The following is a 13,249-nucleotide window of genomic DNA, read 5'->3' on the forward strand; positions in this document are numbered from 1 at the left end:
AAGGAACCGGTGAATGTGGGCGCGAAAACGTTGCAGAAGAAAGGAAGTTGGCTAGGGTACGGGACGGCGGTGGCCGCGTTGCACGCGGCCGGGATCGCCAGCCTGGCGGCCGTGGTTCCTGCTCACCCCACCTTGCTGGGGCTGGGATTACTTGCATATACCTTGGGCGTTCGCCACGCCTTCGACGCCGATCACATTGCTGCGATTGACAACACGGTTCGAAAACTCCTCCAGCAAGGAAGGAACCCGAGGGGAGTGGGGTTTTTTTTCTCCGTCGGCCATTCGACGGTGGTTTGCCTGATGGCGGTGGCGACAGCCTTGGCCGCGGGCTGGGCGATCCGGGCGATGCCGAGTCTACAAGCGGTGGGGGGCGTGATTGGGACCGCGGTGTCCGGGGGTTTTCTCCTGGTGCTCGGCGTCGTGAATCTCATGATTCTCATCCAAATTCTGCAGGTCTTCTTCCGGATGCGGAAGGGGGTGAACGAAGAAGGCCGGCTGGAAGAATTGCTCCACGCCCGGGGGTTGATCGCCCGGCTCGTCACCCCGCTCCTGCGGTTTGTCGGCCGCAGTTGGCATGTGTATCCGATCGGATTCCTATTTGGCTTAGGCTTTGATACAGCCAGTGAGGTGTCGCTCATGGCTCTCTCGGCCGGGGCCGGGCAAAGTGGCCTCCCCGTTGTCGGGGTTTTGGCGTTGCCCCTCTTGTTTGCCGCGGGCATGAGTTTATTTGACACGGCGGACGGTATTTTCATGTCGGAAGCGTACTCCTGGGCGTTTCGCAATCCTGTGCGGAAGATTTATTACAACCTGACGGTGACAGGGCTAGCTGCGGCCGCAGCTCTGTTGATTGGATCGGTCGAACTCGTGCAGGTCGTTGCTTCCCACCTTCGCACGACAAGCGGATTTTGGACGCGGATTCAAGAACTGGATCTCGGATCCGTCGGCTATGTACTGGTGGTCTTGTTTGGGTTGGCATGGGCGTTATCCTATGGGGCATGGAAAGTGTTTCGCATTGAAGAACGGTGGGCTTTGCCTCAGGATAAGGTGCGGGATTGACGTTCGATGTCCCGGCCCCCTGGGGCCGGCGTCCCGGAAAGGGGGTGGGCCTCCCCCGGTGGGCGTGGTCGATTTGGCCCCCATCCTTGCGCATTCGACGGGGTTCTCGGTATAATGAACGTCGTACTGTCAGGATGCCGTGGGGGCGGGGGGCGGAATGAAGGGGAGAGAGCGGGGGATTTTTCGCGGTCTGGGCAGATGGATGCGGTATTACCTTTTGCGGCTGGTGCGGGTGCGGGACGAGCAGCGGCGGGTGCAGAAGGGGATCGCCTTGGGGGCGGTGATGCATTTTATCCCCACCCCGGGGATCGGCTTGGCGGTGGCCTTGATCATCGCGGTCTTTCTTCGGGCGAACAAGGCGGCCACCACCATCGCCAATGTGTTTGCCGCGCCGGCAGCGGTTCCCATGTGGTTCCTCAATTATTGGGTAGGCAAACTGTTTGTCGGGGCCAAGAACGCCGGCCACGTGGTGGATGTGCACGGCCAGGGGTTCGTGGCGATGTGGCATTGGCTCGCTTCCCAAGGCGTGGGCTTTTTCATCGGAATCGGCGTGAACATGGTGGTCGGATTCGCCATTCTGTATGTCGTTTCCGGGTGGGTACTGCGCCGGGCGGCCGCGAAGATTCAAAGCCGAAGGGCGTCTCCTTCTCCGGAGGGCAGACCGTGAAACACCATCGATTCAGATCCGAGTCGAGCCGGTGAAAGTTCTCTCTCACCCGTTGACGAGGGTCGGGCCCTCGTGATATAGTAGTCTTTGCCGTCGGAATGTAGCTCAGCTTGGTAGAGCGCACGGTTCGGGACCGTGAGGCCCAGGGTTCAAATCCCTGCATTCCGACCAGTGATGTCGAAGTGGCGGAATCGGCAGACGCGCACGTTTGAGGGGCGTGTGGGGAAACCCGTGCGGGTTCAAGTCCCGCCTTCGACACCATCGGGACGTAGCGCAGCCTGGTAGCGCGCTACCTTGGGGAGGTAGAGGTCGCGGGTTCAAATCCCGCCGTTCCGACCAAGTGCCCCAGGATGTTGGGGGCCCTGCGGGCCTATAGCTCAGTTGGCCAGAGCGCACGACTGATAATCGTGAGGTCAGTGGTTCAAGTCCACTTAGGCCCACCACACAGCGCCATCCCCTGGAAAGCGGGGATTGGCGTTTTTTTCTGCCTTTCTGGCGGAACCGGCGAAGTGATCCGGTAGGCGCGGATCGCCCGGGCCAGGGCTTCAGCCAAGCGTTGTCGATAGGCGGGGTCGAGGAGCGCCTGGCGGTCCGTCGGGTTTGAGAGATAACCCACCTCGACCAGGATGGCCGGACACGGGGCTCGCCGGAGCACGTGTAACGAGCGGTTTGGAAACACGATGGCCCGTCCCGTGATGCCGAAGAGCTGTTTCTTGGCCAGTTCGGCGAGCCACGCGCCGGCTGGATCATTCGCCTCGTGCAAGATCACGGCTCCCCGGGGGTCGGAGGCCGAGGAGTGATTGACGTGGATGCTCACAAACAGATGGGCTCCGCTTTCCCGGGCGATGCGGACCCGGTTGCGCAAATCCCGGGCGTGGCGGCTGCGAAGGGGGGATGGGTAACGATGACTCACATCTTCGTCCCGTTCCCGGGTCATCACCACCGGACATCCTTCTTTTAACAGGACATCCCGAAGTCGAAGCCCAATGTCGAGCACCAAGTCCTTCTCCAGGATTCCACCGACCGAGGTCCCCCCGTCGATGCCGCCGTGTCCCGGGTCGATCAATACGGGGCCATCTTCTTCGGAGAAGGCCTCGAGGGGAACCTGAGGAACAGTGACCTGGGTTTGTGCAGCAGGGCTCGTCGTGGGCACCATGGCCCAGGTGAGGACGGCTGTGAGAAGGGCAGTACAAATTCGCCAGCAACAGTTTGCCATTCAATTCCTCCGGGCATCGAATGATATTCTTAAGGTGCCGGGCAGGGCGACCTTTCATACCACGAGGTGATTGACGATGAAAATCGGGGCCAATGTGTCCATTGCGAAAACGGGTCTGCTGGCAGCGGTGGAGGAGTCCATCGGATACCGAGCCACTTCCCTCATGATTTACACTCGCTCCAATCGGGGGGGCCGGGCCAAACCCATCGAACAATTCCATCGGGATGAAGCCTGGGCGTTGATGAAAGAACACGGGATTGGCGATCCGGTGGTGCATGCGCCTTACCTGATCAATTTGGCCAGTCCAAAAGACGACACGTGGGAGTACGGAATCGGCCTGTTGCGGGAGGACATCGACCGCACCGCCTATCTTCAGATTCCTTGGATTGTCTTTCACCCGGGTTCCCATACCGGGGCGGGGATCGAATACGGCATCGAACGGATTGCCACTGGGCTCAACCGGATTCTGGATGAGGCGGCGGAGGGGCCGATGGTGCTCCTGGAGACGATGGCCGGAGATGGATCGAAGGTGGGCAGTCGATTTGAAGAAATCGCGGAGATCATTCACCGGGTGGAACGTTCGGATCGCCTCGGAGTGTGCGGGGATACCTGCCACTGGTACAGCGCGGGATACGACATCGTGGAGGATTTTGACAAAGTCCTTTATACCTTTGACGATGTGATCGGCATTGAGCGCCTGAAGGTGTTTCATATTAATGACAGCAAAAACCCCTTTGACTCCCGAAAGGATCGGCATGCAAACATCGGGCACGGTTCCATCGGGGCCGAAGCGCTGCGGCGGATCTGCCACCATGAGGTGCTGCGGGACATGCCTTTGATCCTGGAAACGCCGGAAGGCCACTACGGAGAAGAAATTGCCTACCTGAGGGGAGAGACTGATGCGCTGCCTCAGATCGACTGATATCGAAGCATACGGGTGAAATGGGCTGGCGGCGCACGAGAACTTGGACCGGCTTGCTTCCCTTTCCGATTATTAGCCCCGGGATCGGGAGAAACTGGGGGAATGAAGAAAGGGAGGCAGTGCGGTGCGGCCGATCAATGCCGAATTGGACCGCGTCGTAGAGGAAGTGAACCAAACTCTCGGCGTGGGTGTAAGTTTTGACGTCCTGTACCGGCCCATCGATTTCTCTGGTATGCGCCTGGCCGTGTACGGCTTAAACGGATTTTTCCAGAGTTTATTCGTGTTTGACATCGTCAAAGCGGTGGAAAGGGTCGCCCAACGGCTGGCGGAAAATAAAGTGCACGGAACCAAGGCCCTGGGAGATGCGATCTACGCTGAACTGCCTTTTGTTCAGGTCGATCGGACCAAGGACCTCGAAAAGGCCTTGATCAACATCATGTCCGGGCCCATCGCCATTTTTGTCGACGGGCAATCCGAGGCCATCCTGGTGGACACCCGCCTTTATCCGGCGCGAAACCCGGATGATCCCGCCGTGGAGCGGGTGGTTCGAGGCCCGCGGGACGGATATACAGAAACCCTGGTCACGAACGTCGCCTTGACGCGCAGGCGGTTACGGGACCCCGGGCTTCGCTTCGAGTTGCATCAGGTGGGACAGCGCTCGAAGACGGATGTGTGTTTGGTCTACATCAACGACATCGTGAATCCGGATCTGTTGGCCGCGGTTCGGAAGAAAATCCAAGGGATCCGGGTAGATGGGATCCCGATGGCGGAACAGTCGATCGAAGAGTTCCTCATCGACAACAAATGGAACCCCTATCCCATGGCCAGGTACACCGAACGGCCGGATGTGGTGGCGACCCATCTGTTACAGGGATATATGGCCATCTTCGTGGACACGTCCCCGGAGGTGATCATTCTTCCCACCACCTTTGTGGACCACGTGCAGCACCCGGAGGATTACCATCAGACTCCCCTCAGCGGTACATATATGCGATGGATCTTGCTGCTGAGCGTTATTTTGTCGGTACTGCTGCCTCCGGTGTGGCTGGCCCTGATCCAATTGGCCCCGTCGATGCCTGCGCTTCATTGGGTGGTGCCCCATAAGGAGAGCTCTATTCCGATCTGGATGCAAATGGTCTTTGCTGAGATGGGTATGGATATTCTTCGTCGGGCGGTGATCAATACCCCGATGCCACTGGGCAACGCCCTCGGCATCGTGGCCGGCGTCATTTTTGGCCAAACCGCCGTGACGGTAGGGCTTTACAGCGCCGAAGTCATGGTGTTCATGGCCGTCACCTTTGTGGCATCCTTTGCGACCTCCAGTCCCGAGCTTGCCGCCGCCAACCGCCTGGTCCGAATGATGCTCCTCATCCTGACCACGCTGATCGGTCCGTGGGGGTGCGTCGTTGGCATCCTCGGCTGGTTTGCGCTTCTCGGGAGGAGCCGATCCTTTGGAGTCCCGTACTTTTGGCCGATCCTGCCCTTTCATTTTTACGGATTCAAACAAATGCTCGTCCGGGAGCCTTTGCCAGATATTAAGACGCGGATTTCGGCTTTACACCCCGTGGACCCCGATAAGCGGACGGGATGAGGCGACCAGAACCCAACTCTTCAGGCAAAGTCTTCCGATAGGCGTCAAAGAGTGCTCCGGCGATCCGGCGGTGTCCGGCCACCGTGGGATGAACGCCGTCGCACAGCCACCCCTGAGAGGCCCTGGGCAGGATCTCCTGCAGGTTGATAAACTCTACGCACGGTCCGGCGACCCGGGCGGCGTACTCCCAGTTCAGGCGCCGGATCAGCCACTCCGTCGTGCGAAAGCCCCGCCAAGACGCCGGATAAGGATTATAAAAGCCGAGAACAAATACCCGGGCGGAAGGGGCGTGCCGCCGGATCTCCGCCATGAGGGTAGCGGCGGTGGGCCAGAGCTGCTGGACAGCTCGTACATAGCTGTAGGGATTGCGGTGACCGGTGATGAGCCGCCGCAGGAGGTCATTGCCGCCAATCGACAGGGTGATGCAGTTGGCCGGCGCCAGCCGCTGGGCGAATCGGTTTCTCACCAAAGTGAGCAACTCGCCGCTGGTCAACCCGGAGATGGCTAGATTTTCCAGGAGGCAGTCCGGGCTGTGGCGCAGGTGGCGAAACAATACGTTGGGATAAGCCGCCCCCTCGGGCACGCCTTTGCCTGCGGTGATGGAATCTCCCAGGGCGATGTAATAGAGGGGTTTGGCGTTCATCGGCGAACCTCCTCTGGCGGCCGTTGTTTCGAGCCCGACGCGTTCGTTCTTATCGCGTAAAAATGTGCCGGCCGATCTGTTTAATTTGGGGCCTGGACCAAATCCAACGGGAGGTGGCGGTGGCCGGGTTAAAATAGTAAATCGCTCCGCCGGTGGGATCCCACCCCCGGATGGCGTCCAGGGCCGCTTTTCTGGCCTCGCTGTCGGGGGTGAGCCATATCTGTCCGTCCGAGACGGAGGTAAAGGCCCCGGGTTGAAAAATGATCCCCGGGATGGTGTGGGGGAAACGGGGATCTTCCAGGCGGTTGAGGACCACGGCGGCGACGGCGACTTGGCCGACGTAGGGCTCTCCCCGGGCCTCCCCGTAGACCAACCGGGTTAACAGATCGATGTCCCGGGCGGAAAATCGCCCCACACCGGTGGCCGGCGGGGCCGAAGTTTGGGCGGGGGCCGGTCGGTATCCCCGGGACCTTTGCACGAGAGCCGCTTTGGTGGCGGGACCGGCGATCCCATCCACTCGCAGACCGACATCGCGTTGGAAATTTCTCACGGCCCAATAGGTCTGCCATCCGAACACCCCGTCGATGGCTCCGTGGTAATAGTTCACATAGCGGAGCCGGCCCTGCAGCTCCGTCACGTCCGCACCCCGACTGCCCCGCATCATGTTCCAGTTCCAGTTGGCGAACCCTTGAGCGGAAGGGGCTACACTCCCCCATAAACAAAGGACCGCGATGAGGATCGCGGCCGCGAAATGAATGGCTCTGCGCACGGTCCCGACCTCCTTCGTCGATTAATCTGAACCGAAGGAGGCGAGGTCATACGGAACCCCGTCAAAGGAATCGCCGGGAACTGGAATTAGAAAATATGTGGCTGTTCCCGCTCCTGTTTTAAGATTTCAACGGCCTCTCGGAATCGCTGGGAGTGGACCACTTCCCGCTCCCGCAGAAATCTCAGGGCGTCGTTCACATCCGGATCATCGGACATGTCGATCAACCATTGGTACGTCGCCCGGGCTTTCTCTTCGGCGGCAATATCTTCATACAAGTCGGTGATCGGGTCTCCTTTGGCTTGGATATAGGTGGCGGTAAAGGGCGCTCCAGCCGCGTTGTGGTAAAAGAGTGCCGGTCCGTGGTCTGCCACGTGGTCGCTGAGCCCGGCTTCTCGCAACTGTTCCAGGGTCGCATCTTTGGTGAGTTTGTACACCATCGTGGCGATCATCTCCAGGTGACCAAACTCTTCGGTTCCGATGTCCGTAAGCAGGCCCGCGATCCGATCGGGAATGGTGTAACGCTGATTGAGGTATCGGAGAGCGGCGGCCAACTCCCCATCCGCTCCGCCGTACTGTTCGATCAAATATTTGGCGAGCCGTGGGTTGCACTGGCTCACCCGGACCGGGTATTGCAGCTTTTTCTCATATACCCACATCGTCATCCCTCCTCGTCAGCGCCCAGGTTAAACTTGCCAGGGCCAAGGACTTTCCACCCATTCCCAATGATGGGCGGACCGCCCGTTGCCCCCGGCGGTCAAGGGTCCGAACCGTGTTTCGAACCCGGCCGCGATGGCTTTCCGGCGCTCGTTCCACGCTCGGTATTGCTGGAGCGCTTGGACGTCCCCCGGGTGGGTGTCCAGGTACAAATGCAACTCCATCAACACAAAATCGACCGTTTGCAGCTGTTCCAGCCACTGGTAATACTCTTCGGGTACGGGTGGTTTCATCAGTGATCCCCCCGATGGGGTTCCCCGTACGGGCTGTATAACGCCGGCCACAGGGTCCCCCGGTGCAGGGCCTCCCGGGCTGGGTATTGGGGCAGACCCGGTGGCTGAAATCCCAGGTACAGCTCTGGAGGCGTTTGGTAGAATTTTTGTCGGATGGGCGCACAAGGATCGTGGGGACTCACATAAGGGTAGTACACTTTTTGTTGGGTGAACACGGCACTCCCTCCCGCTGGGCATTGTTCACGCCATACTATGCGAAAGGACGGGCAAGAGCCCCGAATTTGGGCCTTTCTTCAACAGTTCTTCAAGATTGTCCGGTATAATGACATCAATCGAGGGTAAAGGACGGGGTCGACATGGAAGCGACGCTCTTGTTGGTGGACGATGAACCGCGGGTCCTGGACGTCATGGCGACGTTCCTGCAAGGGGAGGGGTTCCGAATCGTTACCGCCCAAACCGGCCGGGAGGCCCTGGAGGTTTTTCAGAAACATCAACCGGACCTCGTGGTCCTGGACTGGATGTTGCCCGAGATGAGCGGCCTCGATGTTTGTCGGGAGCTGCGTCGAATGGGCAGCGTGGGCATCATCATGGTGACGGCCCGGACGGAAGAGGCGGATAAGATCGTCGGCCTTGAGGTGGGGGCCGATGATTACATCACCAAACCCTTCAGCCTGCGGGAATTGGCTGCCCGAATTCGCTCGGTGTTGCGGCGCACCCAGGGGGGCGGGGACGAGCCTTCGGTGCTGCGCCGGGGTGATTTGACGATCGACGAGACGAAATTCCGGGTGTGGAAAGGGGATCAGGAGATCGTTCTCACCCCGACGGAGTTCAAAATTCTCGTGACCCTCGCTTCCAGGCCAGGGACGGTTTACAGCCGTCTGCAACTGTTACAAAGCGCCCTGGGGGAGACCTACCTCAACTACGAGCGAACGGTGGATACTCACGTTAGTCATTTGAGGAAAAAAATCGAGGATGATCCCGCGGAACCGCGATATATTCAAACGGTGTATGGGGTCGGATACCGATTCGGTGAGCGCCTGTGAAAGTCCGGGACAAATTGTTCTTGGGGATGGCGGCTCTGATCCTGTTCATGGCCGCCGTTTTTCTCACCATTTCCCAAGGGTATGTCAAACATCTGTTTCAGCAGTATGCAATGGCGGCCCGCCAGGGCCAGGTCCAGCAGTGGGAACAGCTGCTGGCTTATTATTATGTGCAAAATGACGGTTCCTGGGAGGGGGTTGGTCAGTTTGTGACGGCGGTGGTCAGCCAGCAGCTGGCGACGAAAAAGGAACCGTTGCGATTCTTGCTGTTGGATTCTCAACGACGGGTCGTGTTGTCCCTCGGTGTGGGCGGCGGCCATCCGGACCTTGGAACGGGTTGGGAAGTTCCGGTGACGGTCGCCGGACAAACGGTGGGGATTCTGTGGGTGTCCGATCAAAACATCCAGGGTCTCGCGAAGATTGAAGGTACGATTTTGCACTCGATGACCTTGGCAACGGTGACCGGCGTGATCCTGACGACGGTGGCGGCCCTGCTCGTAGCGGCCTGGTTGGCCCGGCGGATCACCGAACCCCTTCGGGCGCTCATCGATGCCACCCGGCGCATTCAAAAGGGGGACCTCGGGCCGAGGCTTTCCATCGCCACCCGGGACGAATTCGGAGAAGTGGCCCAGGCTTTTAATGAGATGGCCCTCCAGTTGTCGAGAATCGAAGAGACCCGCCGCCACCTGGTGGCGGACGTCGCCCATGAATTGCGGACGCCGCTGACTATCATCCAGGGGCAGTTGGAACTCATCCAGCAAGGGGTTAAGCGCGCCGAGCCTGAGACATTACTCCCTATTCAGGATGAAGTGATGCGGTTGACCCGCCTCGTCGGGGATCTTCATCAACTTTCGTTGGCCGAAGCCGGCCGACTTCCCCTTGAAAAAACCTGGACAGATCTCACCGCCTTGGCTGGGCGCATTGTTGATAACTTTCAAATCGAGGCTGAGGCCAAGGAGATTACCCTCACTTTGGAAGCGAGCGATTCCATTCCCGTCTACGTAGACCCGCACCGGATGACCCAAGTGATCGTCAATCTGGTTGGCAACGCCCTCCGCTACACACCCACCGGGGGCGCCATCCGCATCGTCGCGCGACAGGAAGGATCGGAAGCCATCCTGGCTGTGTCGGACACGGGCCCGGGGATTCGGCCGGAACATCTCCCGCACATCTTTGACCGATTCTTTCGGTCTGACGAGGCTCGGTCCCGGGAAGAGGGGGGGACCGGCCTGGGACTGGCCATTGCCAAGGAGTTCGTCGAGGCTCACGGAGGCCGGATCGGTGTCGAATCCAAGCTAGGAAAAGGCACGACCTTTACCGTTCGCCTTCCTAAAGATTTAACGGTCAGCGATCGTACGTCTCCCCGCCCTGATGGCTTTCGTAGGGACCAACAGGACTGAGGAGGAATGAATTCCCAGAGGGGGCTGCTGCACGAAATCCCGGTAGCCCGGACACACTGTCAACGGGAGGTGAGGGATCCGTGACTGTGGCGTCTCAAGTAAAACAAACGTTAGCAGGTCTGAAATCGGCCCAGGCGTCCCTGGAGCAATTCGCCTTGCAAACGCAGGACAAAGCGGCCAAAAAAGCGTTTACCGACGCCGCCACCCAGACGCAGTCGATCATTAACACGCTACAAAGCCGGGTGACGCAGATGGAACAGCAGGAACCGGAGTACAAGGGGTTCTGATCGCAAAGGCGGGGAGTTCAGCGGGAACTCCACCCGGGTTCCCGCTGAACCGCCTCCGCGTAACCCCAGGGCCGGCGGGGAGGTGGGCTGTCGTGGACGGGGCGGTCAGCGCTTTCCTACGCTCCATTGTCATCTTTTTCATCCTGCTGCTGTTTACCAAGATCCTGGGCAAACGGGAGATTTCCCAATTGTCCTTCATCGACTTTGTCTCGGCCATCACCATGGGCGACATTGCCGCCAACCTGTCCTATAATTTGGAAGGAGAAATGGGGAAGGGATTCTCCAGCCTGATGGTCTGGGTGTTTCTCCCGTTTCTCCTGTCGTATATGGCGTTGCATTTTAAATGGGTGAGGCGCTTTCTGAATGGCAATCCGGTGGTGGTGATCCGCCAGGGGAAGGTGATGGAGGATAACCTGCGAAAGGTGAGGTATTCCATTGATGATTTGATGCAACAACTGCGCCAGCGCAACGTGTTTCACGTGGCCGACGTGGAGTTTGCGGTGCTCGAGGCAAGCGGACAGCTGACTGTGCTAAAAAAGGCGGACTTGGAACAGCCGACCCGCCGGGATTTGTCGGTTCCGGCCGAGTTGCGCAATGAACCTCACGTGGTGATCGAGGACGGCCACATCAATCACGAGGCCCTCACCAAGGCAAATTTGGATCCCGGGTGGCTCTTGGCGGAGCTGGAGCGAAAGGGGGTCCTCTTATCCAATGTGTTCCTCGGGCAGGTGGATTCCCAAGGGAATCTGTATGTCGATCTCTATGACGATAACCTGCCAGTTCCGGCGTCAACCCATCGCCAGGCAACGTTCGCGCTACTGAAACAGGCTCAGGCGAATCTTGAGATGTTCGCCCTTCAGAGCGAAAAAATGGCTTCTAAAGGGCAATATGAGCAGTTGGCTAAAGATCTGGACCACGTGGTTCGGGGAATTGAGCCGTTTTTGCGGGGAGGCGGGGTAGGGTGAGGCCAAAAGACGCGAAGACCACTCCGACCCAGCGGGCCTATGCGGAACGTGTGATGAAGATTCGGAAACCCGTCCCGCTGGTGAAAAACTGCATCCGCGCATTTTTCGTCGGCGGGGTTCTTTGCCTGCTCGGGCAGCTGATTCAGACGGGATGGATGCGGTGGTTTGGCGTGGACAAAGAGATGGCGGCGGGTCCCACGGTGGCCACGTTGATCGCTCTCTCAATCTTGGCCACGGGGTTGGGTGTCTATGACCGCTTCGCCCAGTGGGCCGGTGCGGGGTCGGCGGTTCCGGTGACGGGGTTTGCCAATTCAATGGCCAGCGCGGCGATTGAACACCGGTCCGAAGGCTTGGTCCTGGGGACGGCGGCGCAGATGTTTAAATTGGCCGGGCCAATTCTCGCCTTCGGGGTGACTGCAGCTTTTTTCGTTGCCTTGGTCAAAGCACTGTGGGTCGCCGGTTCGTGAGAACCGGGAGGAGGTGGCGGAATGGGACGGGTAGGCCATCAAACCTATGTCTTCGAACGGCAGATAGGCATTCGTACCACCGGGGTGGTGGTGGGACAAAAAGAGGCGGAGGGGCCTTTAGCGAAGTATTTTGACCGGCTCCACGACGATATGCGCATGGGGCAGAAGACTTGGGAAAAAGCGGAACGGACGCTGCTCAAGGAAGCGATGGATCTGGCCATGCGCAAAGCGCAGTTGGAGAAAGAAGACATTCCTCTGTACATCGGCGGGGACCTGATGGATCAGATCACCACCACGAATTTTGCGGCGAGTTCCCTCGGCTCGATGTATTTGGGCATTTACAGCGCCTGTGGCACGACGGTGGAAGGGTTGGCCCTGTCGGCGATGATGATGGAGAGCGGCGCGGTGGACCGGGTGATGACCGGAGCAGTGAGTCACACATATGCGGCGGAAAAATTGTATCGATTTCCCAATGAGTATGGGGTTCAAAAACCTCCCTACGCCCAGCGGACCGTCACCGGAGCGGGTGTGGCCTTGTTAGAACCCGGGACGGGCCCCCGGGTGGAGGCGGCCACCTTCGGCAGGGTGGTGGATTCGGGACTGAAGGATCCTTTCGACATGGGCAGCGCCGAGGCCCCGGCAGCGGTGGCGACCATTGTGGCTCATTTGCAGGATCTCGGTCGGAGTCTCGACGATTACGGTCTCATTCTCACCGGGGATCTAGCCCGGGTTGGGCTCACCTTTGCCAAGCAGCTTCTGGAAGGCCAAGGGGTTACGCCAACCGAACGGGTTGAAGATTGCGGGGTGATGATCTACCGGGAAGACCAGGGGGCATTCGCCGGGGGCAGTGGAGCCGGGTGCTCGGCTGTGGTGATGTACGGGTGGGCGGTCAATCAGATGCGTCAGGGTCGCTATCGGAGGGTGCTCTTATGCGGGACCGGTGCGCTTCATTCTCCGACCAGCGTTAAACAAGGGGACAGCATTCCGGGGATCTGTCACGCGGTGAGTTTAGTCATGGATGGAGATAGGTGATTTATTACAGGGAACCCAAAAATTGGACAAAGATCCGCCAACTTCATATGGATATCCGGGGATGTCGCGGGTATACTGGGACACGACCTTTGAAAAAACGACCGGCCGAGTCGCCACAGTTCCGGAATTCCGGGCGTGGCGTACGGGGGAACCAAATGTGTGGGGTGAAATGACCCGGTGGTCATCGGGCGACCTTTCGACCGAACCCGGCAGCTAACCCCGGAGGCCGCCGAAAGGAGAGAGGCAA

16 protein-coding genes, 4 tRNA genes and 1 riboswitch are annotated in these 13,249 nt (G+C 59.2%); of the genes, 14 read left to right on the plus strand and 6 right to left on the minus strand.

What is annotated here, in order from left to right; all coding sequences use genetic code 11:
- Window positions 1–9: 9 nt before the first annotated feature.
- From CVV65_RS06715 to CVV65_RS06740, 6 genes are all read left to right on the plus strand, one after another.
- Complete coding sequence (locus tag CVV65_RS06715) at window positions 10–1,056, plus strand: HoxN/HupN/NixA family nickel/cobalt transporter (RefSeq protein ID WP_100669252.1); 1,047 nt, start codon at window positions 10–12, stop codon at window positions 1,054–1,056.
- Window positions 1,057–1,213: 157 nt separating this feature from the next.
- Window positions 1,214–1,723, plus strand: a complete 510-nt coding sequence (locus CVV65_RS06720) for a DUF2062 domain-containing protein (protein WP_100667481.1) — start codon at window positions 1,214–1,216, stop codon at window positions 1,721–1,723.
- Between the two features lie 94 nt (window positions 1,724–1,817).
- A tRNA-Pro gene (locus CVV65_RS06725) sits at window positions 1,818–1,894 on the plus strand.
- Window positions 1,895–1,899: 5 nt separating this feature from the next.
- A tRNA-Leu gene (locus CVV65_RS06730) sits at window positions 1,900–1,984 on the plus strand.
- Between the two features lies 1 nt (window position 1,985).
- Window positions 1,986–2,062 (plus strand) — tRNA-Pro (locus CVV65_RS06735).
- Window positions 2,063–2,089: 27 nt separating this feature from the next.
- Window positions 2,090–2,166: transfer RNA gene (locus CVV65_RS06740), tRNA-Ile, on the plus strand.
- Here the strand turns inward: CVV65_RS06740 and CVV65_RS06745 are convergent.
- On the minus strand, window positions 2,145–2,939 hold the full coding sequence (locus CVV65_RS06745) for an N-acetylmuramoyl-L-alanine amidase family protein (RefSeq protein ID WP_100667482.1): 795 nt from the start codon (window positions 2,937–2,939) through the stop codon (window positions 2,145–2,147). The two genes, CVV65_RS06740 and CVV65_RS06745, sit on opposite strands and share 22 nt — an antisense overlap.
- A 76-nt stretch (window positions 2,940–3,015) precedes the next feature.
- Here CVV65_RS06745 and CVV65_RS06750 point away from each other — a divergent pair, with 76 nt between their 5' ends.
- The gene (locus CVV65_RS06750; protein ID WP_100667483.1) at window positions 3,016–3,861 is read left to right on the plus strand and encodes a deoxyribonuclease IV; all 846 of its coding nucleotides are present in this window, start codon (window positions 3,016–3,018) and stop codon (window positions 3,859–3,861) included.
- Window positions 3,862–3,985: 124 nt separating this feature from the next.
- Entirely contained in the window at window positions 3,986–5,452 is a 1,467-nt protein-coding gene (locus tag CVV65_RS06755) for a spore germination protein (protein ID WP_100667484.1), read from the plus strand.
- Here CVV65_RS06755 and CVV65_RS06760 read toward each other — a convergent pair.
- The 5 genes from CVV65_RS06760 to CVV65_RS06780 form a co-directional block, all read right to left on the minus strand.
- Entirely contained in the window at window positions 5,397–6,095 is a 699-nt protein-coding gene (locus CVV65_RS06760; protein ID WP_100667485.1) for an SGNH/GDSL hydrolase family protein, read from the minus strand. The two genes, CVV65_RS06755 and CVV65_RS06760, sit on opposite strands and share 56 nt — an antisense overlap.
- 49 nt (window positions 6,096–6,144) lie before the next feature.
- A complete protein-coding gene (gene sleB, locus CVV65_RS06765; RefSeq protein ID WP_100667486.1) occupies window positions 6,145–6,864 on the minus strand; it encodes a spore cortex-lytic enzyme in 720 nt (239 codons plus the stop codon).
- An 86-nt stretch (window positions 6,865–6,950) separates the two neighbouring features.
- Window positions 6,951–7,520, minus strand: a complete 570-nt coding sequence (locus CVV65_RS06770) for a manganese catalase family protein (RefSeq protein ID WP_100667487.1) — start codon at window positions 7,518–7,520, stop codon at window positions 6,951–6,953.
- A gap of 27 nt (window positions 7,521–7,547) precedes the next feature.
- Window positions 7,548–7,811 (minus strand): spore coat protein CotJB, encoded by a 264-nt coding sequence (locus CVV65_RS06775; RefSeq protein ID WP_100667488.1) that lies wholly within the window; start codon window positions 7,809–7,811, stop codon window positions 7,548–7,550.
- A complete protein-coding gene (locus CVV65_RS06780) occupies window positions 7,811–8,026 on the minus strand; it encodes a spore coat associated protein CotJA (RefSeq protein WP_100667489.1) in 216 nt (71 codons plus the stop codon). Before CVV65_RS06780 ends, CVV65_RS06775 begins: the two co-directional genes overlap by 1 nt.
- A gap of 141 nt (window positions 8,027–8,167) precedes the next feature.
- Here CVV65_RS06780 and CVV65_RS06785 point away from each other — a divergent pair, with 141 nt between their 5' ends.
- The 6 genes from CVV65_RS06785 (at window position 8,168) to spoVAD (ending at window position 13,002) form a co-directional block, all read left to right on the plus strand.
- On the plus strand, window positions 8,168–8,854 hold the full coding sequence (locus tag CVV65_RS06785; RefSeq protein ID WP_100667490.1) for a response regulator transcription factor: 687 nt from the start codon (window positions 8,168–8,170) through the stop codon (window positions 8,852–8,854).
- The gene (locus CVV65_RS06790; protein ID WP_100667491.1) at window positions 8,851–10,251 is read left to right on the plus strand and encodes a sensor histidine kinase; all 1,401 of its coding nucleotides are present in this window, start codon (window positions 8,851–8,853) and stop codon (window positions 10,249–10,251) included. Before CVV65_RS06785 ends, CVV65_RS06790 begins: the two co-directional genes overlap by 4 nt.
- Before the next feature lie 80 nt (window positions 10,252–10,331).
- A complete protein-coding gene (locus CVV65_RS06795) occupies window positions 10,332–10,538 on the plus strand; it encodes a DUF1657 domain-containing protein (protein WP_100667492.1) in 207 nt (68 codons plus the stop codon).
- Window positions 10,539–10,630: 92 nt separating this feature from the next.
- Window positions 10,631–11,503: a DUF421 domain-containing protein gene (locus CVV65_RS06800; RefSeq protein ID WP_100667493.1), complete on the plus strand. Its 873-nt coding sequence runs from the start codon at window positions 10,631–10,633 to the stop codon at window positions 11,501–11,503.
- Window positions 11,500–11,970, plus strand: coding sequence for a stage V sporulation protein AC (gene spoVAC, locus CVV65_RS06805; RefSeq protein ID WP_100667494.1), 471 nt, complete (start codon window positions 11,500–11,502; stop codon window positions 11,968–11,970). Before CVV65_RS06800 ends, spoVAC begins: the two co-directional genes overlap by 4 nt.
- 21 nt (window positions 11,971–11,991) lie before the next feature.
- Window positions 11,992–13,002: a stage V sporulation protein AD gene (gene spoVAD, locus CVV65_RS06810; RefSeq protein WP_100667495.1), complete on the plus strand. Its 1,011-nt coding sequence runs from the start codon at window positions 11,992–11,994 to the stop codon at window positions 13,000–13,002.
- Between the two features lie 93 nt (window positions 13,003–13,095).
- A riboswitch (cyclic di-AMP (ydaO/yuaA leader) is annotated at window positions 13,096–13,245 on the plus strand.
- Window positions 13,246–13,249 lie beyond the last annotated feature (4 nt).

Source organism: Kyrpidia spormannii, assembly GCF_002804065.1.
Taxonomy (GTDB): domain Bacteria; phylum Bacillota; class Bacilli; order Kyrpidiales; family Kyrpidiaceae; genus Kyrpidia; species Kyrpidia spormannii.